Below are 25686 nucleotides of genomic sequence, written 5' to 3' on the forward strand. Positions count from 1 at the left end.
CTATGAAACTATTTGCTAAATGTTCAAAATGTAAACATGAAATAAGCTTCAGTTCTAATCATAAAACTAGGGTTGAATTTGCCATGTACGAAGGAAAGATAAAAACTTTAATTTGTGATAATTGTGGTATTAAAAATAGTTTTAAGGTAAATGATATTTTTGCAAAAGAATCTAAACTTGCATTTATTAATGCAGGAATAGTATTTTTAATTGGCACTCCAATTTTAATATATTACCTCCCTATTTTCATTCTTAAATATGGTGGTTTATATACAAGCTTAGGAGCTGGTGGTCTTTTGCTAATTCCTGGTTTTATATATTCCAACATTTTAAAAGAGGATAGAATAAGAGTAAACACTTTTAATAGAGGATGGACATAAGATTAATTAACATATTATGAACTTAAACCTAAAAAACAAAAACGCCTTGGTGTGCGGAAGCACACAAGGCATTGGAAAAGCAACCGCCATAGCCTTGGCTAACGAAGGTGTGAACGTTACTTTGGTTGCCCGAAACCGAGATAAATTAAAGCAGGTTTTAGCTGAATTACCAAACAGTGAAAACCACCATTTTATTGTAGCCGATTTTACAAACCCAAAAGATTTACGGGAAAAAATAATCAAGTTTATAGATGAAAACCATGGATTCCATATTCTTGTAAACAATACAGGCGGCCCCAGAAGTGGCGATATTGTAAACGCTAGTTTAGATGAATTTGACCAAGCGTTTACCATGCACTTAAAGTGCAACCACGTATTGGCACAAGCAACCATTCCGTTTATGAAAGAAGCTGGTTTTGGCAGAATTATTAACGTGATTTCTACATCTGTAAAAGAACCTATTCCCGGGCTTGGTGTAAGTAACACCATTAGAGGCGCCGTTGGCAACTGGAGTAAAACCTTATCGGTGGAATTGGGTGCTTTTGGCATTACCGTAAACAATGTGCTGCCTGGTTTTACCGATACCGAACGTTTGGCTGAAATTATTAAGATTAAAGCCAACCACGAGGGCACAACTATTGAAGAAATGACTGAAATAATGAAAAATTACAGTCCTGCAAAACGTTTTGCTAAGCCAGAAGAAACTGCCAACGTTATTACATTTTTGGCTAGTGAAGCCGCTAGTTATGTAAACGGAATTAACGTTCCTGTTGATGGTGGTCGAACAAAAAGTTTGTAACTTTATACTAATTCTGCGTGAGGGATTGTAGCGACATCCTTTTTTGCCATTAAAAGCAAAAAAGATATAGCGAAACATTTATGTTCATGAATTCATTAGTTTAAAATAATAAAGCATGAATAAAAGCCCGACCCGATAGGGGCACGCCCTAAAAATTACATGTATGAGCAAATTAGTTTCTCCTTTAAATTTTAAAGCTTGGATTGAAGAAAATCGGCATCTTTTAAAACCGCCTGTTGGCAACAAAGTGGTTTGGGAAGATGGTGAATTTATTGTGATGGTAGTTGGCGGACCCAACAACAGAAAGGATTACCATTATAACGAAACGCCCGAGTTTTTCTATCAGGTTGAAGGTGATATGATATTAAAAATAATGAATGGCAAAACGCCAAAAGACATTCAAATAAAAGAAGGTGATATTTATTTATTGCCTGCAAAAGTACCACATTCGCCACAACGTGTTGCCAATACCGTTGGTTTGGTTATTGAGTATCCGCGCTCAAAAAAGATGAAAGATGCTTTGGAATGGTACTGCGAAAAATGCAATAATTTACTGTATAGAAAGAAGTTTAAATTAGGGAATATTGAAACCGATATGCCTAAAATTTTCGATAAATTTTATGGTGATGAAGAAAAACGAACGTGTACAAAATGCACCTACGTTATGGAACCACCAAAAAAGGTTTAAACCTGTTTGTATGACACGTAAACTTCGTATTAATGGTCATTCACACTTACTGCCTTATCCTGAAGAAATACCTGATTTTATGCGTGAAAAAGGTATTTTTTGGGTTGATAAAGACCGTAAATTCATGCTTCAAAAAGATTGGAGCAGACCGGTAACGGACTCTAGTTTTTTCCTTCATGAAAAACTGGAATGGATGGCGCGTTACAATATAGACCATGCAGTTGTTTTAAACCTATCGCAACTTTATGGTAATGGGCTGCGTGTTGAGGAAATGAAGCAAGCTTTACGGTTTCAAAATGATTTTAATGCTCGCATGCAACATGACAACCCGAGTAAATTTACCTGTGGTTTTGTAGTGCATCCTGGTTTTGTGCGCAGTGCTTGTTGGGAAATTGAACGCTGCGTAGAAACTTTGGGCTTGCAATTACTTTGTTTACCAACCCATTACATGGATTCAATTGGTACATGGCGTTGTGTTTTTGATGTTGAAAATGAGCCTATTTTTGAGCTTGCAAATAAATATAATTTGGCTGTTGAAATTCACCCCTATGATGGTGAAAAATTTATAAAGTTAGAAAATACATCATGGCGTTTTCACCTTATTTGGATGTTGGCACAGTGTGCCGATGCTTACCATTTTTTAACTTTAAATGGCTATCAAGAAAAGTACCCAAATATGCGCACTTGTTTTGCACATGGCGGACAGTTGGCACAAATAAATTTAGGCAGACGCATACAAGGGTTTGATGGCAGACCCGATTTATTTGAAGGTAAACACCACCCTAGAAAAGCCGTTGGGCATAAAAATATATTTTTTGACACCTTGGTACATGATACTGGAAGTTTACAATTGCTTATTAAAAATCAAGGCTATAAACAAGTTTTAATGGGTTTAGACGATCCATATCCATTAGGCGAAATGGAAAGTGCTAAACAATCGTCTTACCCCGGAAAAATACTAGATTTGGCAATTGAACAACGTATCATTTCTGAAATCGAACGCGATGCCATGTGGCAAGATAATGTAATACAATGGCTTTGTGGTGATGATGAAACAGCGAAGCAAAAGTTGATTAATAGAATTTTAAATTAAAAATAGGTATCGACTGCGCTCGACCTGACACTATACAACAAACTATCAAATTAAAGTTAAAACTTTCTATGCATTTTTTACCCGAAGAATTAGACGATTATGTAGTGGCACATTCTGAAGCAGAACCAGAATTGTTGCAACAACTTACCCGAGAAACTTATCAAAAAATACTGCAGCCTATTATGCTTAGCGGTTCGTATCAAGGGCGTGTTTTGAGTATGATTTCTAAATTAAAACAACCTAAAACCATATTAGAATTAGGCACATTTACTGGTTACGCTACCTTGTGTTTAGCTGAAGGTTTACAAAAAGATGGTGAAATACACACCATTGATATTAATGAAGAATTGGAAGATTTTCAACGGAAATATTTTGATAAATCTGCATATGGGCATCAAATTTTCCAGCATTTGGGCGATGCTTTAGATATTATCCCGAAGCTGGATAAAACTTTCGATTTAATTTTTATTGATGCTGATAAGCCTAACTACGTTAATTATTTCCATTTAATTATTGACAAACTAAATCCTGGTGGTATTATTTTATCTGACAACGTATTATGGCACGGGAAAGTGGTAGAACCTTTAGACCCTAAAGATGTTTCAACCAAAGCGGTTTTAGATTACAACACACTTTTAAAAGAAGACCCAAGAATTGAAACGGTTTTATTACCTATTAGAGATGGGTTAACTATTAGCAGGAAACTATAGCTAACAACTTTATTTTTGGAATTGCTTTTTATTTGCTGATGGGTGCGTTAGGGATTACTCATGCATTATATTATATTTTGAATTAATGAAATCGTGAATGTTTCGCATTTGAAGTAAAAATCCTTTTTGCCATAAAAAGGTGCAGTTGCTTTAAATTAAGAGATTGCCACAGAAAATTTTAGATTTTCTTCGCAATGAGGCAAAAAGATTGTAACGTAAAAGGCCTACACTTGTGGTAACGCCCAAATGATTTACATGTTTCGTTTTATAGAGCCTGTAAAATCGCCCAAATCATCTTTTACGCTGTCAAGTTCTTTTTTTACATCGGAAACAATGCTAGTGTCGATACCATTTTTCTCGGCGGTTTTGGTTATTTCGTGCTTAATATCATTGGTTGCATCTTTAAGTACACGCATACCTTTGCCTAAACCTCGGGCTATTTCAGGCAATTTATCGGCACCAAAAACCATAATGACGATGAATAGTATAAAAGCTATTTCGGCACCAGAGATAAATAAAAATGTAGTTTGTAGTATCACACTGCAAATATAGTAAGTTGTTGGAATACTTTTAAAAATGTTGCGTTAAAAAAAATAAAAAAGCCAACGTTATGTTGGCTTTTTTATTTTTATTTTTTTGATTTTTCTTTAAACTTTTCAAAATCGTTTTTGGCTTCTGTTTTTGGCCAAGTATTATTTGATGTATCAATATCTGCCGTTTCTAATTCTGGATCTACATCAATTCTTGTAATTTCTTTATCTGTAGCTATGGCTTTTGTAACTTCATTATCATTTAATCGCCAAATTTCGGCTGGATAGGTTTCTGTTTTTGTAGTTCCATCAGCGTACGTGTATTTTACAATGATTGGCATTACAAGTCCGCCTGGTTTATTAAATGTAATGTTGTAAAAATATTTAGGTTCTTTAATGTTTTTACGCTCTGCTTCGGTAAAGTTATCCATTAAATAATCTTTTAATGGCTTCGATTTTTCTAAAAGTGTACCATTTTTAAGATCTTCTTTAAATTCATCACTACCTTCTTCAACCATAAATACTAATGGTCTTAAATCTTTTAAACTTCTGTTATTTTTTGCTAGATAATCTTTAATGTATTGATTTGGTTTTGATGATACATAGTATTTTTTCACTTCTTTTATACCTATATCAACCCAATCGGTGGTGTAAAACCAACCTCTCCAATACCAATCTAAATCTATTGCTGATGCATCTTCCATTGTTCTAAAAAAATCTTCTGGTGTTGGGTGTTTAAACATCCAGCGGTGTGAATATTCTTTAAAAGCGTAATCGAACAGCTCATGCCCCATAACAGTTTCTCTAAGAATATTTAAGGCTGTAGCTGGTTTCCCATAAGCATTATTTCCAAATTGATATACGTTAAGACCTTTACTCATAATAGGTGCAATAAAATCTTGATTTCCTCCCATATATGGTACAATCATACGCGCTGGACCACGATCGGACGGAAATGTTTTATCTTGTGGTGATAAAGCATTTGGGTATTTTGCACCAAACTCTTGTTCGGCTACATATTGTACAAACGTGTTTAAGCCTTCATCCATCCAGGTCCATTGGCGTTCATCACTATTCACAATCATTGGAAAAAAGTTATGACCAACTTCGTGAACAATTACACCCATCATACCGTATTTTGTACGATCGCTATATGTTCCATCTTCGTTTGGACGACCATAATTCCAGCAAATCATTGGGTATTCCATTCCTTGATTGTGAGCATGAACTGAAATGGCTTTGTGATAAGGATAATCGAAAGTCATCTTAGAATACGACTCTAAAGTACTTGCAACAACTCTGGTAGACCATTCTTCCCATAGTGGATTTCCTTCTTTTGGGTATAATGAAACTGCCATAACATCTTTACCGCCAATTTTTACAGCCATCATATCCCAAATGTATTTTCTTGAAGTAGTGAAGGCAAAATCGCGAACGTTTTCGGCTTTTAGTTTCCATGTTTTGGTTTTATCTAAAAATCCCTTTTCAGCAACTTCAGCTTCAGCTTGTGTTACAATTAAAACAGGTTTATTATAGGATTGTTTAGCTTGTTCAAAACGCTCTAGCATGGTTTTAGTAAATACATCTTTTCTATTTACTAATTCACCTGTACCATCTAAAATATGATCTGCTGGCACAGTAATATTTACTTCATAGTTACCAAAAGGTAATGCAAATTCATCACGTCCCCAAAATTGAGAGTTTTGCCAACCTTCAACATCATTATACACCGCCATTCTTGGAAAAAACTGTGCTATAACATACGCTCTATTACCATCTTTTGGAAAAAACTCATAGCCAGAACGTGCTCTATCTGTAATATGGTCGTTTATGTTATACCACCATTTTATAGAGAATGAAAAATTTTCTTTAGACTTTAATACTTTAGGCATCTCTACACGCATCATGGTACTGTTTATGGTGTATTTAAGCGGGTTGCCACTAGCATCTTTTACTTCTTGAATATTAAAACCACCATCAAAAGGGTCTTGCATATAGTCTTTTACAAATTTTTCTGGAGTTGCAACTTGTGAAATATTGCTTTCTTCTATTAGCGGGCTTTTTGAATTTTTTGCACGTTTATTTTGGTCTAATTGAACCCATAAATAGGTTAAATTATCTGGAGAATTATTAGTATAAGTAATTGTTTCAAAACCAGATAGCTTAATATTTTTATCGTCTAAAACAATATCCATTTTATAATCTGCTTGCTGCTGGTAATAAGCTGGTCCTGGAGTTCCAGACGCTGTTCGAAACATATTTGGTGTAGCCAGTAAGTCATACATTTGTCTAAATTTATTAGTGTTTGTATGTCCTGGTTTACGCTCTTGGTTTGTGTTTTCTTGTGCAAAAGTTGCTACGGAAATAAAAAGGACTGATAAGAAATAATACTTTAGTTTTATCATTGTTTGATTTTATGTTATAATAGAAGAATTTCAGTTTTTTGTAAAAATTGTTCATTCAATTTTACAAAAAACGAAAGAATATTGCGAATAATAAAATGAATTAACTTTTTTTTAGTTATATTTTGAGAAGAAACTACTATTTTCAGGTATTAAAATAGCACTTTTTTGTTGTGAGTTTATGTTTGTTTTGATGATATTTTGCTGTTCTTGAATAATATCAAACAAAACTTTATTGCTAATTTCGAACGATTTTATGCTTTTTACTTTTGGTATTTCAAGATAACATTTCATAATGTCATAATCATATTCTTTTCCTATAAAAACAAAATTAACTTTTTCACCATTAATTTTTATGGTTAATTTTTCTCTTAAATATTGTTGAATATAAGTGTCTATGTTTTTTGGCTCTAGTGCTTCACCAAAAGAAATGGACCTATCATATCGTTGGCGTAACACACTTTCAATATCAGAAAGAAATATTCTTGAGGTTATTTGTACAGATTGTTTTTCTTTGGAATAGTCAATTTGTGTTACACTTACATAATAATCGTGTAATGCTGTGAATGAGAAAAAAGACAACGAACAAACCAGTATGATATTTTGTAAAAACTTCATTTTTGTATATTTAGTGCTAAAGTAATCTTTTCAAAAAGTATTCCAAAAAACAATTAATTTTTTGTTGTTTCTCGATTTTCTATGTACTGTTTATACTTATGCCTTAAAAAAATTAATATTTTAAAATCGGTTTCGTTTTTACAGTATTTAATAAAGTTTTCATCATCAGCACAGAAGTAAAAAAAGTCCATTTTAAGGTCTTCTTCCAAAGGATTGGAAGCAAAAAAATCTTTTGACAACCTGCCTATTATACTTTGTATTAAAACTTCTCGTTCTTCCAATGCAACTCTGGCTTTTAGCATTTTTGTTCTTCCTGAAATTGCATTTATTAAAGCTACCGCAGATATTGAGCCACCTGCCCCACCTAAAGAACCGCCTGCTTTTGGACTAAAATTTGAGGCCTCATCTAAGCGTCTTTCTGTTTGGGTTGCAGGTTTTCCTGTGTAACCAGGAATACCTACATCGTAAAAATTTATTGGTGGATCGCCTTTTGTGTTTTTTATATCTGAAAGTAAATTTCCTGTAAGCACTTTACCAACTAAAACTTCATCTAGTTCATTAATTTGTTCTTCTAAAGTTACTTTAATTGTTCTAAAAAACATCATGTTTTTATCTATAACAACTGTTTTAATTTGGTGCTGTATTGATGAAAACGTTAATGAATCATTCAAACTTACCGAGATTTTAAACTCACCTTTTTGGTTTGTAATTGTAAAAACCTGAGCCGTTTTATTGATAACATGTATATTTTCTACACCCACCTTGCTCTCTATTTTTCCTGAAATTTCTATGGATTGTGAAAAGGCTATTTCAACACCAAGCAGCACAATTATTAAAACAAGATATTTAATTTTTAACATACTTTGTTTTTAAAAATAACTCGCTTTGTTTCACTAAAAATTCTATTAACAAAAATTCATTTTCTTCTTTTAAAAGCTCTGGATTTAACCCATTATCTTCAACAAAAACCACAAAAGCTTCAACAGCTTCTAAAGGAATATTATAGGTTTCACTTAAGTGTTTACTGGTAAAAACATCTATTAATTTAATATTTTTTCTGGTATCTATAATTTCATTATTTGTTTGATTTTTCTTTTTTGGCTTAAATAACAATTTAGTTATTGCACCCAAATTCACACCATTATATAGCATACCTTTATTAACTGTAGCGTTTAAAGCATCTGTAATAACCTGATTATCAAAAGCACGTTCTTCAAAAAACTCCATAGCGCCTATATTTCCTAAATCTATAGTAATTTCTGGTCGTTCTTTAGCATTTTTTACATCTAAAGCTAAGACTCCAGATAAGCCCGATGTTAATAAAACGGCATCTAATTGGTTTATTTGTTCGGATAAGTATATTTTTAAAAGCTTAGATTTTATTATATTGCTGGTAACCGTTACCGAAACCGTTTTAAATTGCAATGCTGTAATTTCAATAACATCGTTTAAGGCTACTTCTATGTTGAATTCGCCTTGTTGATTTGTAACAATACCTTTATTTGATGATGTGTTGTAAATTGCCACATTCTCAACATCACCAACTTCCGACACAATAACACCTTTAATTTCAACACGTTCTATATTTTGCCCTAACATAGAACCAACCGAAAACAGTAATAAAATATAAAGTAATAAATGCTTCAAATTGGCTTCGTTTAATTTCTATAAATAACGCACACAAACTCTTAAATAAAATGAAAAACTATTTTAAACTTTTGTTAAAACCTGTAATTGGTTAATTTTACCTAATAAAAACACATATGAAAAACATTATAATTGCTAGCACATCTACATTACATGGCAGTGGATATTTAGATTATATTTTAGATGAAATAGCTATTTTTTTTAAAAACGCTAATACCATTTTATTTATTCCGTATGCCAGACCAAGTGGTATATCGCATACTGAATACACCACAAAAGTAGCTGAAGCTTTTGCGAAAATTAATAAAAATGTAAAAGGAATACACGAATTTGAAAACCCAATTGAAGCCATACAAAATGCTGAAGCCATATTTACAGGTGGCGGCAATACCTTTGTTTTAACCTATCAATTATATAAAAACAACCTTATTGAAGCACTCCAAACCGCAGTAAAAAACGGCACACCGTACTTGGGAACTAGCGCAGGAAGTAATATTTGTGGACTTACCATAAAAACCACAAATGATATGCCTATAGTATATCCGCCAAGTTTTAATGCGCTTGCTTTTGTGCCATTTAATATCAATCCACATTACTTAGACCCTGATACAAATAGTACACATATGGGTGAAACACGTGAAACTAGAATAAACGAATTCCATCATTACAACACACCTCCTGTAATAGGTTTGCGCGAAGGTAGTTGGCTGCAGGTAAATGAAAACTCCATAATTCTAAAAGGCACATTAACCGCACGCATTTTCGAATATAACAAAGCGCCTTATGAAGTTGAAACAGGCACAGAACTAAACTTTTTAAAATAAAAAAGCTTCATATTTCTATGAAGCTTTTTTGAGCGGGAGACCGGGTTCGAACCGGCGACATTCAGCTTGGAAGGCTGACGCTCTACCAACTGAGCTACTCCCGCAATTCCATGGCAAATATATAAAAACGGTTTATTATACTACAATAAAAACTATAACTTTTTTAAAAAATGAAAACCTAAAATTTTAAAACCTTCGTTGTAGTAAAATTTATGCGACTCATGGTTTGAAACATAAGTATTTAGCTCAACCGCATCACACTTTTTTTCTTGAGCATAGTTATAAATCCATTCAAAAAATTGCTTACCCAAACCCTTACCTCGGTATGTTTCATCTATAAAAACATGGTCTGCTTCCATACTTCTACCCGAATAATGCCTAGTACAAAACCATAATCCACAAACACCTATTAATTTTTCACCATCATAAATACCTGCACATTCATAGTTTTGGGTAATCATTTCTGCAAATCGCTTATTTAAAACTTCTAAACTAATTTTAAAATCGTTAAGTTTTTCTACCAAAGAAACAACGCTAGTTATGGCTTCTTTTTCAATTATTTTAAATGTAAAAGACATAATCACTTTTTTTTGTGAAGATAAATAATTTTAATAGGTTTCTTTAATCAAAAAATAAATTTGACTATGTTTGAAACGCATCATTAAATATGACTAACATTTTGAATTATCATATAAAATATATTTTACCATCTGAAGCTTATACAGTTAGACATCCTGTTTTAAGAAAAGAAAAACCAATAGAATCTTGTGTATTTGATGGTGACGATTTTGAAACAACATTTCATTTAGGCATATTTAAAGAAAACAAGCTTATTGGTGTATGTTCTTTTTTTAAAAACAATCAAAACTTAATACCTGAAACTTCACAATACCAGCTTAGAGGTATGGCCGTTTTAGATGATTATCAAGGTTTAGGCATAGGTGCTATGGTTTTAACTTACGGTGAACGTTTATTAAAAGACAAAAACATTAAAATTATTTGGTGCAATGCCAGAGAAAAAGCTTCTAATTTTTATAAAAAAAATGGTTACAACAAAATAGGAAACCCTTTTAATATTAAAGATATAGGTTTGCATTATATTATGTATAAAGCCTTATAAATACACCTAAAATATTTACATAAAAAAACCCTGAAATTCAGGGTTTTTAAGAGTGACTAGCTCAAAATAATTATAGATATTTCTAATTACTTTTTTGTTAATGTTTCTTCAATAATTGCATGGGCATCTGTAGCACCGTGTAGTTTAGCATAATCTGCGGCTGTCATCTTTTTGTCAGATTTTGCTTTTAAATCGGCACCTCTTGCAATTAGAAGTTCTAAAATTTCTGTTCTGTTGTATTTAGCTGCATACATTGCTGGCGTCATTCCTTCAGATTTTTGATTTACATCTTCACCTAAAGAGATTAGTTTTATTACAGTTTCAATATCGCCCTTAGCAATAGAAACACAAAATGAATTTACTTTAAATACTTTTACTACGTTGTGGTTTTTAACGTTAAAGTTGGCTGTTTTTGCATTAATAGTTCCCATAGAGAAACATAACGCGATTGCGGAAAAAATGATTGTTTTTTTCATGATGAAAGATTTTTGATTTGATTAATAATTCGTTTTTTGATATACTAAAGAGACGACAAAAATTTCAAATTGTTACACAAAAAATAATTTATAACACATTATTAACGTTTAATTCACAAATTTTTAACGGATTCACTGTTTTTTAAACTTCTTATAAAAATCAATACATTCAACGGTTTTTCAAACAGATTTTCAATCGTATTAATCCAAACTTCAGTATATTTGATTTCTGTTAAAAATGTTAAAAAAAATGAACAAAAAAGTTATCTTAATGATTCTTGATGGTTGGGGAAATTCTCCTGACCCAAAAGTTTCTGCCATCGACAATGCTAATACACCTTTTATAGATTCTTTGTATAAAAAATATCCTTATGCCACTTTAAGAACTGATGGTTTACACGTAGGTTTACCAGAAGGACAAATGGGTAATAGTGAAGTTGGACATATGAATTTAGGTGCTGGTAGAATTGTATACCAAGATTTAGTTAAGGTAAATTTGGCAGTTGAAAACAAAACCCTAAATACCGAGAAAGTTTTGGTTGATGCTTTTAATTATGCTAAAACAAATAACAAAGATGTTCATTTCTTAGGCTTATTAAGTGATGGTGGTGTGCACTCGCACATCAATCATTTATTCGGATTAATTGATGCTGCCAACGATTTTGGCCTAAAAAACACCTACGTTCATGCATTTACCGATGGGCGCGATGTAGATCCAAAATCTGGTTTTGGTTTTTTAACTTCTTTAGAAGAGCATATTGAAAACACAAACACAAAACTAGCAACAGTAACCGGGCGTTATTATGCTATGGATAGAGATAAACGTTGGGAACGCGTTAAGTTGGCTTATGATGCTTTGGTAAATAGTGTGGGTGAAAAATCTACAAATGTTACAAAAACAGTTCAAAATAATTATGAAAATGATGTTACAGATGAGTTTATCAAACCAATTATTATGGTTGATAATGCAGGAATTCCAGTAGCAAAAATAAAGGAAGATGATGTTATTATTTTCTTCAATTTTAGAACCGATAGAGGGCGTGAGTTAACAGAAGCTTTATCGCAAACCGATTTTCATGAGCAAAACATGCACAAATTGAATTTGCATTATGTAACACTTACAAATTATGATGACACCTACAAAAACGTTAATGTTATTTTCAATAAAGATAATTTAACCGAAACCTTAGGTGAAGTTTTAGAAAACAATAACAAAACGCAAATTCGTATTGCGGAAACTGAAAAATATCCACATGTTACTTTCTTTTTCTCTGGTGGTCGTGAAGAACCTTTTAAAGGAGAAACCCGTATTTTACGTAACTCTCCAAAAGTAGCTACTTACGATTTACAACCTGAAATGAGCGCTTTTGAACTACGTGATGCTTTGATTCCTGAATTGCAAAAAGGCGACGTAGATTTTGTATGCTTAAATTTTGCTAATGGTGATATGGTTGGGCATACAGGCGTAATGGAAGCTGCTATAAAAGCCTGTGAAGCGGTTGATGTTTGCGTTAAAGATGTAGTAACTACTGCACTAGAAAATGGCTACACAACCATACTTATTGCCGACCACGGAAACTGTGAAACCATGATAAACCCAGATGGAACACCAAATACAGCTCATACTACAAACCCTGTACCTGTAATTTTAATTGACAACGAATTAAAATCCATTAAAGATGGCGTTTTAGGTGATGTTGCACCAACAATTTTAAAGTTAATTGGTGTTGAACAACCTGCTGCCATGACCCGACACGCTTTAGTATAGATTTAAGTATTCAGAAAATAAATTATTGTACTTTTGCAGTAAACTCAAGTCTATATAATTTAAATGAAATTTACCGAACACTTAATAATTGCTGTTGATTTTGATGGTACTATTGTTGAAGATGCCTATCCACAAATAGGTAAACCAATGATGTTTGCTTTTGAAACGCTAAAAAAACTTCAAGAAAAAGGGCATCGTTTAATATTATGGACTTACAGAAATGGTTCAAAATTAGACGATGCTGTTCGTTTTTGTGAAGAAAACGGCATTCATTTTTATGCTGTAAACAAAAGCTTTCCAGAAGAAACTTTCAATAACGAAATAAGCAGAAAAATACATGCCGATTTATTTATTGATGATAGAAATGTTGGCGGTTTTTTAGGTTGGGGAGAAATTTATCAACTACTTACCAATACCAATCCTCCTATTCCAGAAAAAAAGAAAAGTATTTTTAATTTCTTCAAATAACACGTTCCAAAAAAAAATCATTCCTCATAACAAAAAGCTAATACTTACATTTTAAGTATCTTTGCCAATATTTTTTAAGTATGATTGTAGTAAAAACAAAAGAAGAGATTGAATTAATGCGCGAAAGCGCCTTAATAGTCTCAAAAACATTAGGCGAAGTAGCAAAAGCTATAAAACCAGGCGTAACAACTTTAGAATTAGATAAAATTGCTGAGACTTGTATACGAGACCACAGTGCTATTCCTGGGTTTTTAGGGTTGTATGGTTTTCCTAACACCCTATGCATGAGTCCTAATACGCAAGTAGTACATGGCATCCCAAATAGCACACCTTTGGTAGAAGGCGATATAATTTCAATAGATTGTGGCGCTTTAAAAAATGGTTTTTATGGCGATCATGCATACACCTTTCCTGTTGGTAACATTGCACCCGAAACTGAAAAACTACTTCAAGTAACCAAAGAATCATTATATGTTGGTATTCGTGAATTTAAGCTAAATAACCGCGTTGGTGATGTTGGTTTTGCTATTCAAAAATATTGCGAAGACCATGGTTATGGTGTAGTACGTGAATTAGTTGGTCATGGTTTAGGCAAAAAAATGCACGAAGACCCAGAAATGCCAAATTACGGAAAACGTGGTAGAGGCAAAAAATTTGTTGAAGGTATGGTAGTTGCCATTGAACCCATGATAAATATGGGCACACATCGGATAAAACAACATAATGATGGATGGACTATTACAACTTTAGACAATAAACCATCGGCACATTTTGAGCACGATGTAGCCATTGTAAATGGTAAACCAGAATTACTTTCAACCTTTGCCTATATTTATGAAGCACTAGGAATTACTTCAAATGAAGAAGATGAATTTAGACAAAAATCACTAGTTCTATAATCTCAATGAATACTATCACGCTTATTGAAAAGGAACTTGAACCTTTAAGAACCAAACTCAACAACCATAAGTTATATAGCGCTTTACAATCTATTGACGATATCAAAATCTTTATGAAGCAACATGTATTTGCTGTATGGGATTTTATGTCGCTTTTAAAAGCACTTCAAAATCATTTAACAACTACTTCTCTACCTTGGACGCCTGTTGCAAACCCATCAACAGCACGCTTTATAAATGAAATTGTTTTAGGTGAAGAAAGTGATGTTAATGAGTTAGGCGAACCAAAAAGCCACTTTGAAATGTATTTAGATGCCATGAAGCAAATAAATGCAGACACAACCCAAATTCAACATTTTATAAATTATATTCAAACAGGCTTTTCTATACATGAAGCCGCTTTAAAAGTTAACCTGCATCCTGAAACATTAAAATTTATTCAATTTACTTTTAATGTTATAAACACTAACAAAGCACATGCTATAGCTTCAGCATTCACTTTTGGACGAGAAGATGTGATTCCAGATATGTTTTTTCAAATAATAAACCAATCGAAAACAAGTGATAATTCTTATAGCAAATTAACTTACTATTTGAAAAGACATATTGAATTAGATGGTGATGAACATGGTCCTTTATCATTAAAAATGATTGAAGCACTTTGCGGAACCGATACTACCAAATGGGAAGAAACTCTAGCCATTGCCAAAGAAGCGTTACGTTACAGACTTTCCCTTTGGGATAGTATAGCTAGTTTAATAAGTACACCTATAAAAGCAGAAGTTTAAATCAATTGAAAAAACTATTCAAATTAATTTTAAACCTTGTACCTAGACCGCTACTTATTAGGTTAAGTTATGCTATTCGCCCTATTTTAGCTTTCTTTTTAAAAGGAACAAATTTTACCGATCCAATTGATGGCAAGAACTTTAAAAGTTTTTTACCCTATGGCTATGGCAAACAACGTAACAATGTACTTTCGCCTTCAACTTTAAGTTTAGAACGTCACAGATTGCTTTGGTTATATTTAAAAAATGAAACAAAGTTCTTTTCTGAAAATTTAAAAGTATTGCATTTTGCTCCTGAACAATGCTTTTTAAAACGTTTCAAAAATTTAAAAAATTTAGATTATACAACAACCGATTTGCTGTCGCCTATTGCAGATGTTAAAGCTGATATTTGCAACCTTCCGTTTAAAGATAATACCTATGACATAATTCTTTGCAATCATGTTTTAGAGCACATTCCAAACGACACTAAAGCCATGCAAGAATTGTACAGAGTAATGAAAGTTGGCGGCATGGGTATTTTTCAAATTCCGCAAGATTTAAATAGAGCAACAACCTTTGAAGACAATACTATAACCAATAAAAAAGAACGCGCTAAAGTATTTGGACAATACGACCATGTTCGTGTTTACGGACGTGATTATTTTGATAAATTAAGAAGTATTGGTTTTAAAGTTGATGCTGTTGATTATACCGCGACACTTTCTGAGGAAGCTATAAAAAAATTCTGTTTAGCTAAAGGAGAACTTATTCCTGTGGTTTATAAAATATAATAAACAAAAAAAGCTAAATTGATATATAAATCTCTCCAACTTTTTTATTGATTAATAGCATCTTTATGACACTGTGTTTATTGAATAGTCACACTAACCATATAAAAAAAACGCTATTCTTTTTCAGGGAAACCGTTTAAATTCATAGTTTCTAATTCCTTTTTATCATTTTCAAAAATTAAAAAAACTTTAAGTTCTGGATGCGATTTTAAATAGGTTTTTACGTTTTCAATACCCATGGCTTTAAAAGTAGTTGCATAGGCATCGGCAATCATACAATTTTCTGCAATTACAGATATACTTAGCAAATTGGTTTTACTAGGATAACCCGTTTTGGTATCAATAATGTGTGCATACCTATTACCTAAACTATCAACTTTAAACTTTCTATAAGTGCCCGATGTAGCCATAGCTTCATCACGTATTTCAATAGCTTCTAAAATTGACTGTTCTTCATCAAAATGAGGCATTTCTATACCTACTTTCCAAGGTGATTTTTTTTCTAGATTTTGACCTCTAGCTCGTATTTCACCACCTATTTCAACCAAATAGTTTTTAATGTTTTTACTTTCTAAAAACTCACCAATAACATCAACACCATAACCTTTTGCTATAGCGTTAAAATCTAAAAAAGTGCCTTTAGGTTTTATAATTTTATTATCGATGCGTTTAACTTTATCTAAACCAACCGACAGCATTAAACTATCAATTTTTAATCTATCTAAATTGATTATTTTTCCTTCTGGACCAAAATCCCATGCATTTACAACGGCTCCAATTGTAGGATCAAAAACACCTTCTGTTAGGCTATAAATTTCTTTTGAAGCTTCAAAAACTTTTATAAAATGTGCATCTACCAAACTATCTTCATTTCTATTTAATTTAGATATATCTGAATTTGGTTGATAAGTTGACATCGATTTATTTATAACATAAAACAAACTATCAAATTGTGCTTGATAATTAATTTCTGAATTGTAAATTATAGAATAACTAGTACCAAAAACAAAACCTGTAAGTTTGGTGTTTTCTTGTTCTTTATTGCAAGAAACAAATGCCAGAAAAGTTAAAAATAACGCAATTTGCTTCATATTAATTCAAATTAGTTTCTAAAACTTGTATACCATTATATTCCATCAAGTAATCTTGATTTAAATAAATTGGCTCTTTTTCACCAGCAATATTACCAATACCAACACCTGCATAAAGCACTTTAGCATTATTTTCTCTGGCATGCTTTTTAAATGTTTCCATCCAAATAACGTCATAATTATTAGGGTTATCGGGTAAAATAACAGCTCTAACAATTACAAAATAGTACTGTTTGTTTTTATCCATACAAACAAACTGAGGATGCTTTTTTAATTTACTATTTATCGCAATAAACTCAAAACCACGTTGTTCCAAATCTTTACCAACATGGTTCATTGCTAAATTATGAAGTTCTTGTTCTGTAAGTGCTTTACTCATGCTGCAAAAATACAATAATAGCTAAATTTAAAGCATAAATTAATTGTTGAATACTTAAATGAAGGTAAGATTTGTTTAACTTTAAAAATTCTAAACCAATTTTAAACTTAAATGAGTAAACAACCAACCTCAAAAATAATAGGTCTTCTTTTAGGACCACTTTTATTCATTATTGTTCAACTATTACCTTTCGATATTATTTCAAACAAAGCGGATACCGTTATTGCTACAGCATTATGGATGGTTTTTTGGTGGATTACAGAAGCTGTTTCTATATCGGTTACGGCTTTACTTCCTTTAATATTATTTCCGCTTTTTAAAGTTATGCCTATTGATGCTGTTGGTGCTAATTATGGAAGTTCTATTGTATTCCTATTTTTTGGTGGCTTTGTTTTAGCACTAGCTCTAGAAAAAGTGAATTTACACAAACGTATTGCTTTAAGTATTATAAAAAAAACAGGTACTACTCCTAATAAAGTTGTACTTGGTTTTATGATTGCTACTGGTTTTATGAGTATGTGGATAAGTAATACAGCTTGTACCGTTTTTATGCTTCCTATTGCTATGTCGGTTATACAATTACTTATTGACGATGCTGATGGCTACACAAAAAGCGATCAAAATTTTGCCATTAGCGTTATGCTTGGTATTGCCTTTGCCGCTAATGCTGGTGGTATTGCAACCGTAATTGGCACACCGCCTAATTCAATTTTAATTGGCTTGTTAGAAAAAGAATACCATATTGAAGTGTCATTTTTTAAATGGATGTTAGTAGGGTTACCTTTTTCAATCATACTAATTGCTACCATTTATTTTATTATGGTGAAATGGTTTTTTCCTAACTCTGGTATTAAATTTAATGCCTCAAAAGATGTAATAGATTCTGAACTAAAAAAACTAGGAAAGATGTCTCCAAAGGAAAAACAGGTTTTAATAATATTTAGTGTTGTTGTATTTCTTTGGATTTTTAGAAGTTTAATAAATTCTCTTATACCTAATTTAGAATTATCAGATACTATGATTAGTATTTTTGGAGCCTTGGCATTATTCGTTATTCCATTTAATTTAAAAAAAGGCGATTTTATATTAGAATGGAATGATACTCAAAAACTAGCTTGGGGAATATTAATTTTGTTTGGAGGCGGTTTAGCATTGGCAAACGGCATGTCTGAAAGTGGTATTGTAAATTTAATTGCCGAACAAATATCAAAAAGTAACATAAGTGTTTTTGTTACAGCATCACTTCTAATTGTATTAATGCTATTTATGACCGAATTAATGAGTAATGTAGCACTAACGGCTGTTTTGGCACCAGTAGTTGCTGGTATAGCTATAGGTTTAAATGTGCCTGTTTTACACCTTTTAATACCTGTTACCATCGCTAGCAGTTGTGCCTTTATGTTACCAATGGCAACACCACCTAACGCCATTGTATTTGCAAGTGGTTACATAAAAGTAAGTCAAATGGCTCGTGTTGGCATTATTATAAACTTAATTTCTGCCGGTTTATTAATACTTATGTTTCAATTTGTTATTGGTATAGTGTTCTAATTTTTATTGGAAAAGCAACTAGTTTTTAATAACTTAGAAATAAATTTATTGAATGATGAAAACTTCTCAAAGACTAGATTATGCTATTAAAAAGCTATACAGAGCCTTTTATAATAATGAATTACATCCTGAATGCTGCAAACAATGTGCTGTTGGAAATATTTTAGACAATACTGATAGTTGGAAACATCTATCTGATGAACATGGTGCTTTAAAATTAAATTATATTGGAAACCTTCACCAAGCATTTGGCAGAAAGTTTAATGGCTATACACCATTAGAACTACTAGAAATTGAAGCTACCTTTTTAAAAGCTTGTGGTTATAAACTTCCACTTCATCATAAAAATAAAAAACCTAAAAAATCTACAGATAAAGATCTATTATTTGAAGGACTCACTGCTGTTATAACCTATTTATGTAATCTTGATAACATTCCAAATATTATGGATTACACAAAATTATTTGAGTATAAAAACGAAAAGGCAACACATCAAACAAAAGAATTAATAGCATAAAAAAAACCGATACTTTCGTACCGGTTTTTTTTATATTTAACTTTAGGCTTATCCTCCAAAGTCATCAAAACGAATGTTCTCGTCTGGAATTCCAAAATCTTCACCCATTTTTTGAACAGCTTTATTCATTAATGGTGGTCCACAGAAATATAATTCTATATCTTCAGGCGATTCGTGTTTGCTTAAATAATTATCAATTACACAATTGTGAATGAAACCTACAAACCCATCACCAGGTGAATCGATATCAGCTTTTACTTTCCAATTATCTTCTGGTAAAGGTTCTGATAATGCTAAATAGAATTTAAAGTTAGGGAAACTATCTTCTAATTGTTTAAAATGATCTAAATAGAACAACTCACGTTTAGAACGACCTCCATACCAATACGTTACTTTTCTTCCGGTTTTTAAGGTTTTGAATAAGTGGTATAAGTGCGAACGCATTGGCGCCATACCTGCTCCACCACCAACATAAAGCATTTCAGAATCTGATTCGTTAATAAAGAACTCACCATAAGGACCTGATATAGTTACTTTATCTCCTTTTTTCTGATTGAAAATATATGATGATGCTACACCTGGATTTACATCCATCCAACCATTTTTATTTCTATCCCAAGGTGGTGTTGCTATACGTACGTTTAGCATAATTTCACGCCCTTCAGCTGGGTAAGATGCCATAGAATAGGCACGCTCAACAGTTTCAGCATTTTTCATGGTTAAACTCCATAAACCAAACTTATCCCATTCAGCTTTAAATTTGTCTGGAGTTTCATGTTCTTCAGGATGCGCTGTAATATCCATATCTGAATATTTTACTTCACACGGCGGAATTTCTATTTGAATATAACCTCCTGCTTTGTAACCCATATCTTCAGGGATTTCAACTACGAACTCTTTAATAAATGATGCAACGTTATAATTTCTAACAACAACAGCTTCCCACTTTTTAATACCAAAAACTTCTTCTGGAATAGTGATATTCATGTCTTGTTTTACTTTAACTTGACATGCTAAACGCGCACCATGTTGTAACTCTTTACGAGTGAAATGAGGTGTTTCAGTTGGTAATGCTTCACCACCACCAGAATTCACATGACATTCACATTGAATACATGTTCCACCACCACCACAAGCAGATGGTAAGAATATTTTTTGGTTACCTAAAGTTGATAGTAAGCTACCACCTGAAGCAACTTCAATTACTTTTTCACCATTAATGGTAATCTTTACAGGACCTGATGGTGATAATTTTTGCTTTACAACTAATAATAATGCAACTAATAACAATGTAATTATTAAAAAGGCTGTTACGGTTGCAATTACTGTTCCTAATGTTCCTACGGCTAAAATCATGTTACTTATTGTCTTTTATGTTGTTAGCTAACACTTTATCTTCTTTGTCTGTTTTATCAACAGTGGCTGTTTTAGTTTCTTTTTTTCCAGCATCATCACCACCTGTTAACATACCTCCAAAACTCATAAACCCAATAGCCATTAAACCTGTTATAATAAATGTTATACCTAAACCTCTTAAGGCTGGTGGTACATTTGAATATCTAATTTTTTCACGAATGGCAGCAATAGCTAAAATTGCTAAAAACCAACCAATACCAGAACCCACACCATAAACGGTAGCTAATCCTAAAGTTGGAATTTCACGTGATTGCATAAATAACGAACCTCCTAAAATAGCACAGTTTACTGCAATAAGTGGTAAAAATATACCTAGTGAGTTATATAATGAAGGTGAAAATTTTTCAACTACTATTTCTACCAATTGTACCATGGTTGCAATAGTTGCAATAAACATGATGAATGATAAGAAACTTAAATCGTATTCTGCATATTCAGCACCTAACCATGCTAAAGCACCAGGTTGCAATAAATAATGATCTAGTAACCAGTTTAAAGGTACCGTAATAAACATTACAAATATTACTGCAGCACCTAAACCCACTGCGGTGTTTACTTTTTTAGATACGGCTAGGTAAGAACACATCCCAAGGAATGTAGCAAATACCATGTTATCTATAAAAATCGATTTTAAAAACAATTCTAAATGTTCCATATTCTTTTAAGTTTTCAGTTTCAGTTTCAGTTTACAGTAATTACTGTTTACTGCAACTGTAAACTGTGTACTGATTAATCTTCTATTAATGCTTTGTTTCTTGAACGTTGTACCCAGATTATAATACCTACAACAATTAATGCCATAGGAGATAATAACATAAATCCGTTATTTTCATAACCCAAAGCGTACAATCCTGTTTTTTCAATTGGATCTCCTAAAACTTTAAAACCTAATAAGCTTCCTGAACCTAATAATTCTCTAAAGAAACCTACTATAATAAGTATTAAGCCATAACCTGCACCGTTACCAATACCATCTAAAAATGAACGCCAAGGTCCATTTGCAAGTGCAAAGGCTTCAAAACGCCCCATGATGATACAGTTAGTAATAATTAATCCCACAAATACTGAAAGTGTTTTACTTAATTCATATGAATATGCTTTAAGCACTTGGTCTACTATAATAACTAAAGCTGCAACAATAACAAGTTGCGCAATAATTCTAATTTTAGAAGGGATAATATTTCGCATTAATGAAACAATTAAGTTTCCTATGGCAACTACTGCTGTTACAGAAACAGCCATTACTATTGCCGCTTTTAATTGTGCAGTAATAGCCAAAGCAGAACAAATACCTAATACTTGAATAGTAATTGGGTTGTTATCTGCTAATGGGTCTAAGATTAACTTAGCGTCTTTTTTTGATAAAATTCCCATAATATTAATTGTTTTTTAAATTATCAAAATAAGGTTTATAAAGTTTCAAATCGTCTTTAATCATTGCTGAAACACCATTTCCTGTAATGGTAGCACCAGCAATGGCATCAACCTCATTATCTGTTTTATCTTCATTTACTGGATCAGCATTTCCTTTAGCTACGGTTATACCTTTAAAGTTTCCTGTAGCATCTAATAAATGTTCGCCAATAAAATCGTCCATAAAGAAACGTTCTTTTATGTTTGCACCTAAACCAGGTGTTTCACCTTTATGATCAAAATAAGCACCTTGAATAACCATATTTTCATCTAAAGATACATAACCCCAAATAGCATCCCAAAGTCCTTTACCGTAAATTGGTGCTACATAAAATGTTTTTCCGTCTTTTTCACCTATAAATAAAGGTAATTTTCTAACGCCTCCAGATTTTGCTTTAGCTTGTTCTTTTTTAACATCTATTAAATAAGCTTCATCATCTTCTGTTACGTTTGCTCCATCAATAACTATTTGTTTTTTGATGTATTTTGAAAATAAACTTGCAGCTTCCTGTGTAGATACGAAGGACGCACTACTTTCATCATTATTATTTACACCCATAGCATATAGAATATTTTGTTGTTTTTCTATACGTTGGTTTTCTGAAATTTTTGGTTTTAATGAAGACGCTGTAAATGCTAATAAAGCTCCTACAATTATCACCATTGCAACTGCAAATAGTATTGTATATGAATTTTTATCTGTTCTACTTTCCATGGTTATGCAGTTTTAGCTTTTAAACGTTTCATTCGTTGTTTCACATTTCCTTGAACCACATAATGGTCTATAGTTGGTGCAAACACATTCATTAATAAAATTGCTAACATAACACCTTCTGGGTATGCTGGATTAAATACACGTATTAAAATAGAAATGAATCCTACAAAAAACCCGTAAATCCATTTTCCTTTGTTTGTTTGTGATGCGGTTACAGGATCGGTAGCCATAAATACAGTACCGAAAGCAAAACCACCAATAATTAGGTGTTCCCAAAACGGTGTGCTCATTAAACCGTAAAATTTGCTAGTTTCTGTAATAACACCTGCATCAACTATTTGGTTAAATATTAACCCCATTGCTATTGCTCCTAATGCAGAAGACAACATAATTCTCCAGCTTCCTATTTTGGTGAATATTAAAAATAAGCCTCCTAATATGATTAAAAGTGTAGAGGTTTCACCAACCGATCCAGGAATAAATCCTAAGAACATATCCCATGTTGAATAGGCAACGTGTTTTCCTTGTGCTAATGTTCCTAAAATGGTTTCGCCAGAAATAGCATCTAGATTTGCACCTGCAGCTATATCTTTGGTTCTTTGTACAGCACCTTCAACCCAAACTTTATCTCCAGACATCCATGTTGGATATGCAAAGAATAAAAATGCTCTGATTGTAAGTGCCGGATTTAGAATATTCATTCCTGTACCACCAAAAACTTCTTTTCCTATTACAACACCAAAAGCTACAGCTACTGCCAACATCCATAGTGGAATATCAACTGGCACAATTAATGGCACTAACATACCTGTTACAAGATATCCTTCTTCAACCTCGTGTTTTTTTATGATAGCGAATAAAAACTCTATCCCTAAACCTACACCGTAAGAAACAATAACCAATGGAATTATTTTCCAGAAGCCAATAAAGAAATTATCTAAAGTCCAAAATTCTGAACTAAAGAAACCTGAAGTTACTGCTTGAATATCACCAACCGCTAAGTTATGTTGATATCCTGCATTAAACATTCCGAAAATTAAACACGGTACCATTGCCATAATAACGGTGTTCATGGTACGTTTCAAGTCATCGGCAGCTTTAATATGAGTACCATTATGTGTGGTCTCATTTGGCAAGTATAAAAAAGTATGAATTGCGTTAAACGCAGGCGCCATTTTAGAGCCTCTATACTTTCTTTTTAAGACATGCAATCTATTTTTTAAACTCATTATCCTATTTCTTTAAGCATTACATCTAATCCTTTTCTAATAATCTCTTGATGCGGTTGTTTTGATACGCATACAAATTCGGTTAATGCGAAATCTTCAGGTGCAACTTCGTACATTCCTAAAGCCTCCATTTCATCTAAATCTTTATACATACAAGCTTTTAAAATTTGCATTGGATAAATATCTAAAGGAAATACCTCTTCATAACCACCAGTTACCACAAACGCACGGTGCTCACCATTTGTATTGGTATCTAAATCGTATTTTTTATTAGGGTTTAACCATGAAAATGTTAATGCTCTAGATGTAGATATTTTATTAAATACAGGTTTATTCCACCCAAATAACTCATAATCATCACCTTCTGGTATTACTGTTATTACATTGCTATAATAATCTAAATTTCCATCTGGTTTTATTTGTTTACCACTTAATATATTTCCAGAAATAACACGAACATGTGCTCTTTGCGCAATACCTTTATCGTATATCATGGTAGCAACTTCACTACCTATTTTAGTAACAAAATATCTTGGACTTTCTACTGAAGAACCTGCCAACGCTACAATACGTTCTGCATTAAATTTACCTGTTAAAAGCAATTCGCCTATTATTACTAAATCTTGTGCAGCAACCGTCCAAACAACTTCGCCTTTATTTACAGGATCTACTTTATTAATTAGCGTGCCTACATTACCCGACGGATGCGGACCAGATACCTTGTGTAAAGTTACACCAGTTAATGTTGCTAATGGTGAATTTGACTTACTACCAACCGAAACATGCACTTTACCTTCTGTAAGCTTGCCTAATGCAGTTATTGCCGCTTGTAATTCAGCCTCTTTGCCTTTTAGTGTAAAATCTAAATCGGCTGCTAATGGTGCGCTAGCATAACCTGAAATAAAAATAGCTTTTGGCATTTTATCTGGGTTTGCAATAACATCATACGGTCGTTGTTTTACAAAAGGCCAACAACCAGAAGCTAACAAATGAGCTTTTATCTCATTTGGTTTAGCGGTATCCAGATTAAACTTACCATAATCATGATAAGCATCTTCTTTATCTGCTTGTAATTTAATTGATAGAATTTTACGTTTTTCACCTCGTACAATTTCAATTATTTCACCAGAAACTGGCGAAACAAACTTTACGTTTTCATTAGATTTATCGTAAAAAACAGGTTCTCCTGCCTTTACTTTCGATCCAACTTTAGAAATTAATTTAGGTATAACGCCGTGGAAATCATCAGGCCTTAAAGTATAAAAGTTGCTTAAAATTGCCTTTTCTAAGGTTTTTTCAGCTTCACCTTTAAGTTTAATGTCTAGACCTTTTTTAATGCGAATGTCGTTTGACATATTTTATATATTGAAATTATTTGTCTAAAAATCGGGG

Annotated in this window: 29 protein-coding genes and 1 tRNA gene; 14 read left to right on the forward strand and 16 right to left on the reverse strand. The window is 32.5% G+C overall.

What is annotated here, in order from left to right; translation table 11 throughout:
- Nucleotides 1-2 precede the first annotated feature (2 nt).
- The 5 genes from ACFQ1R_RS06310 to ACFQ1R_RS06330 all read left to right on the forward strand — a co-directional run bounded on the left by ACFQ1R_RS06310 (nt 3) and on the right by ACFQ1R_RS06330 (nt 3670).
- Entirely contained in the window at nt 3-380 is a 378-nt protein-coding gene (locus ACFQ1R_RS06310) for a hypothetical protein (RefSeq protein WP_379925281.1), read from the forward strand.
- Between the two features lie 16 nt (nt 381-396).
- Nucleotides 397-1179 carry an SDR family oxidoreductase gene (locus tag ACFQ1R_RS06315; RefSeq protein WP_379925282.1) on the forward strand — a complete coding sequence of 261 codons (783 nt, stop codon included), beginning with the start codon at nt 397-399 and terminating at the stop codon, nt 1177-1179.
- A gap of 163 nt (nt 1180-1342) precedes the next feature.
- Nucleotides 1343-1867 (forward strand): 3-hydroxyanthranilate 3,4-dioxygenase, encoded by a 525-nt coding sequence (locus ACFQ1R_RS06320; protein ID WP_379925283.1) that lies wholly within the window; start codon nt 1343-1345, stop codon nt 1865-1867.
- A 10-nt stretch (nt 1868-1877) separates the two neighbouring features.
- Nucleotides 1878-2960, forward strand: a complete 1083-nt coding sequence (locus tag ACFQ1R_RS06325) for an amidohydrolase family protein (RefSeq protein WP_379925284.1) — start codon at nt 1878-1880, stop codon at nt 2958-2960.
- Nucleotides 2961-3028: 68 nt separating this feature from the next.
- Entirely contained in the window at nt 3029-3670 is a 642-nt protein-coding gene (locus tag ACFQ1R_RS06330) for an O-methyltransferase (protein ID WP_379925285.1), read from the forward strand.
- 251 nt (nt 3671-3921) lie between these two features.
- On the opposite strand, the gene ACFQ1R_RS06335 is transcribed toward ACFQ1R_RS06330, so the two are convergent.
- The 5 genes from ACFQ1R_RS06335 to ACFQ1R_RS06355 all read right to left on the reverse strand — a co-directional run bounded on the left by ACFQ1R_RS06335 (nt 3922) and on the right by ACFQ1R_RS06355 (nt 8867).
- A complete protein-coding gene (locus ACFQ1R_RS06335) occupies nt 3922-4209 on the reverse strand; it encodes a Sec-independent protein translocase subunit TatA/TatB (RefSeq protein ID WP_379925286.1) in 288 nt (95 codons plus the stop codon).
- A gap of 89 nt (nt 4210-4298) precedes the next feature.
- The gene (locus ACFQ1R_RS06340) at nt 4299-6605 is read right to left on the reverse strand and encodes a M1 family metallopeptidase (protein ID WP_379925287.1); all 2307 of its coding nucleotides are present in this window, start codon (nt 6603-6605) and stop codon (nt 4299-4301) included.
- Between the two features lie 111 nt (nt 6606-6716).
- Nucleotides 6717-7220 carry a DUF6702 family protein gene (locus ACFQ1R_RS06345; protein WP_379925288.1) on the reverse strand — a complete coding sequence of 168 codons (504 nt, stop codon included), beginning with the start codon at nt 7218-7220 and terminating at the stop codon, nt 6717-6719.
- 53 nt (nt 7221-7273) lie between these two features.
- Complete coding sequence (locus ACFQ1R_RS06350; RefSeq protein WP_379925289.1) at nt 7274-8080, reverse strand: hypothetical protein; 807 nt, start codon at nt 8078-8080, stop codon at nt 7274-7276.
- The gene (locus ACFQ1R_RS06355; RefSeq protein ID WP_379925290.1) at nt 8067-8867 is read right to left on the reverse strand and encodes a carboxypeptidase-like regulatory domain-containing protein; all 801 of its coding nucleotides are present in this window, start codon (nt 8865-8867) and stop codon (nt 8067-8069) included. Before ACFQ1R_RS06355 ends, ACFQ1R_RS06350 begins: the two co-directional genes overlap by 14 nt.
- A 116-nt stretch (nt 8868-8983) precedes the next feature.
- Between ACFQ1R_RS06355 and pepE the strand changes: the two genes are divergently transcribed.
- On the forward strand, nt 8984-9691 hold the full coding sequence (gene pepE / locus ACFQ1R_RS06360) for a dipeptidase PepE (protein ID WP_379925291.1): 708 nt from the start codon (nt 8984-8986) through the stop codon (nt 9689-9691).
- 31 nt (nt 9692-9722) lie between these two features.
- Here the strand turns inward: pepE and ACFQ1R_RS06365 are convergent.
- Both ACFQ1R_RS06365 and ACFQ1R_RS06370 read right to left on the reverse strand, forming a co-directional pair.
- A tRNA-Gly gene (locus ACFQ1R_RS06365) sits at nt 9723-9795 on the reverse strand.
- Nucleotides 9796-9843: 48 nt separating this feature from the next.
- Nucleotides 9844-10269 carry a GNAT family N-acetyltransferase gene (locus ACFQ1R_RS06370; RefSeq protein WP_379925292.1) on the reverse strand — a complete coding sequence of 142 codons (426 nt, stop codon included), beginning with the start codon at nt 10267-10269 and terminating at the stop codon, nt 9844-9846.
- A gap of 89 nt (nt 10270-10358) precedes the next feature.
- Between ACFQ1R_RS06370 and ACFQ1R_RS06375 the strand changes: the two genes are divergently transcribed.
- A complete protein-coding gene (locus ACFQ1R_RS06375; protein ID WP_379925293.1) occupies nt 10359-10811 on the forward strand; it encodes a GNAT family N-acetyltransferase in 453 nt (150 codons plus the stop codon).
- 86 nt (nt 10812-10897) lie between these two features.
- Here the strand turns inward: ACFQ1R_RS06375 and ACFQ1R_RS06380 are convergent, their stop codons facing one another.
- Nucleotides 10898-11287 carry an ankyrin repeat domain-containing protein gene (locus tag ACFQ1R_RS06380; protein ID WP_379925294.1) on the reverse strand — a complete coding sequence of 130 codons (390 nt, stop codon included), beginning with the start codon at nt 11285-11287 and terminating at the stop codon, nt 10898-10900.
- Between the two features lie 250 nt (nt 11288-11537).
- Between ACFQ1R_RS06380 and gpmI the strand changes: the two genes are divergently transcribed.
- From gpmI to ACFQ1R_RS06405, 5 genes are all read left to right on the forward strand, one after another.
- Entirely contained in the window at nt 11538-13055 is a 1518-nt protein-coding gene (gpmI, locus tag ACFQ1R_RS06385) for a 2,3-bisphosphoglycerate-independent phosphoglycerate mutase (protein ID WP_379925296.1), read from the forward strand.
- Nucleotides 13056-13118: 63 nt separating this feature from the next.
- Nucleotides 13119-13523, forward strand: coding sequence for a BT0820 family HAD-type phosphatase (locus ACFQ1R_RS06390; protein ID WP_379925297.1), 405 nt, complete (start codon nt 13119-13121; stop codon nt 13521-13523).
- Nucleotides 13524-13603: 80 nt separating this feature from the next.
- Nucleotides 13604-14422, forward strand: coding sequence for a type I methionyl aminopeptidase (gene map / locus ACFQ1R_RS06395; RefSeq protein ID WP_379925299.1), 819 nt, complete (start codon nt 13604-13606; stop codon nt 14420-14422).
- 5 nt (nt 14423-14427) lie between these two features.
- Complete coding sequence (locus tag ACFQ1R_RS06400) at nt 14428-15210, forward strand: DUF3050 domain-containing protein (RefSeq protein ID WP_379925301.1); 783 nt, start codon at nt 14428-14430, stop codon at nt 15208-15210.
- Nucleotides 15211-15215: 5 nt separating this feature from the next.
- Nucleotides 15216-15983, forward strand: coding sequence for a class I SAM-dependent methyltransferase (locus tag ACFQ1R_RS06405; RefSeq protein ID WP_379925303.1), 768 nt, complete (start codon nt 15216-15218; stop codon nt 15981-15983).
- Between the two features lie 113 nt (nt 15984-16096).
- On the opposite strand, the gene ACFQ1R_RS06410 is transcribed toward ACFQ1R_RS06405, so the two are convergent.
- Together ACFQ1R_RS06410 and ACFQ1R_RS06415 are read right to left on the reverse strand one after the other, a co-directional pair.
- Complete coding sequence (locus tag ACFQ1R_RS06410) at nt 16097-17074, reverse strand: FAD:protein FMN transferase (RefSeq protein WP_379925305.1); 978 nt, start codon at nt 17072-17074, stop codon at nt 16097-16099.
- Nucleotide 17075: 1 nt separating this feature from the next.
- Nucleotides 17076-17453 (reverse strand): Na(+)-translocating NADH-quinone reductase subunit F, encoded by a 378-nt coding sequence (locus ACFQ1R_RS06415; RefSeq protein WP_379925306.1) that lies wholly within the window; start codon nt 17451-17453, stop codon nt 17076-17078.
- Between the two features lie 111 nt (nt 17454-17564).
- Here ACFQ1R_RS06415 and ACFQ1R_RS06420 point away from each other — a divergent pair, with 111 nt between their 5' ends.
- On the forward strand, nt 17565-19004 hold the full coding sequence (locus tag ACFQ1R_RS06420; protein ID WP_379925307.1) for an SLC13 family permease: 1440 nt from the start codon (nt 17565-17567) through the stop codon (nt 19002-19004).
- A gap of 55 nt (nt 19005-19059) precedes the next feature.
- Entirely contained in the window at nt 19060-19521 is a 462-nt protein-coding gene (locus tag ACFQ1R_RS06425; RefSeq protein ID WP_379926317.1) for a Na(+)-translocating NADH-quinone reductase subunit F, read from the forward strand.
- A 48-nt stretch (nt 19522-19569) separates the two neighbouring features.
- Here the strand turns inward: ACFQ1R_RS06425 and nqrF are convergent, their stop codons facing one another.
- The 6 genes from nqrF to ACFQ1R_RS06455 form a co-directional block, all read right to left on the reverse strand.
- Complete coding sequence (gene nqrF, locus ACFQ1R_RS06430; RefSeq protein WP_379925308.1) at nt 19570-20877, reverse strand: NADH:ubiquinone reductase (Na(+)-transporting) subunit F; 1308 nt, start codon at nt 20875-20877, stop codon at nt 19570-19572.
- Between the two features lies 1 nt (nt 20878).
- Entirely contained in the window at nt 20879-21592 is a 714-nt protein-coding gene (gene nqrE / locus ACFQ1R_RS06435; protein ID WP_379925309.1) for an NADH:ubiquinone reductase (Na(+)-transporting) subunit E, read from the reverse strand.
- 74 nt (nt 21593-21666) lie between these two features.
- Complete coding sequence (locus ACFQ1R_RS06440; RefSeq protein ID WP_379925310.1) at nt 21667-22311, reverse strand: NADH:ubiquinone reductase (Na(+)-transporting) subunit D; 645 nt, start codon at nt 22309-22311, stop codon at nt 21667-21669.
- Nucleotides 22312-22315: 4 nt separating this feature from the next.
- On the reverse strand, nt 22316-23065 hold the full coding sequence (locus ACFQ1R_RS06445) for a Na(+)-translocating NADH-quinone reductase subunit C (RefSeq protein ID WP_379925311.1): 750 nt from the start codon (nt 23063-23065) through the stop codon (nt 22316-22318).
- Between the two features lie 2 nt (nt 23066-23067).
- Nucleotides 23068-24294 carry an NADH:ubiquinone reductase (Na(+)-transporting) subunit B gene (locus ACFQ1R_RS06450; RefSeq protein WP_379925312.1) on the reverse strand — a complete coding sequence of 409 codons (1227 nt, stop codon included), beginning with the start codon at nt 24292-24294 and terminating at the stop codon, nt 23068-23070.
- Nucleotides 24294-25649 carry a Na(+)-translocating NADH-quinone reductase subunit A gene (locus tag ACFQ1R_RS06455; protein ID WP_379925314.1) on the reverse strand — a complete coding sequence of 452 codons (1356 nt, stop codon included), beginning with the start codon at nt 25647-25649 and terminating at the stop codon, nt 24294-24296. Before ACFQ1R_RS06455 ends, ACFQ1R_RS06450 begins: the two co-directional genes overlap by 1 nt.
- Nucleotides 25650-25686 lie beyond the last annotated feature (37 nt).

It is taken from the genome of Mariniflexile jejuense (genome assembly GCF_042675665.1).
Lineage (GTDB): Bacteria > Bacteroidota > Bacteroidia > Flavobacteriales > Flavobacteriaceae > Mariniflexile > Mariniflexile jejuense.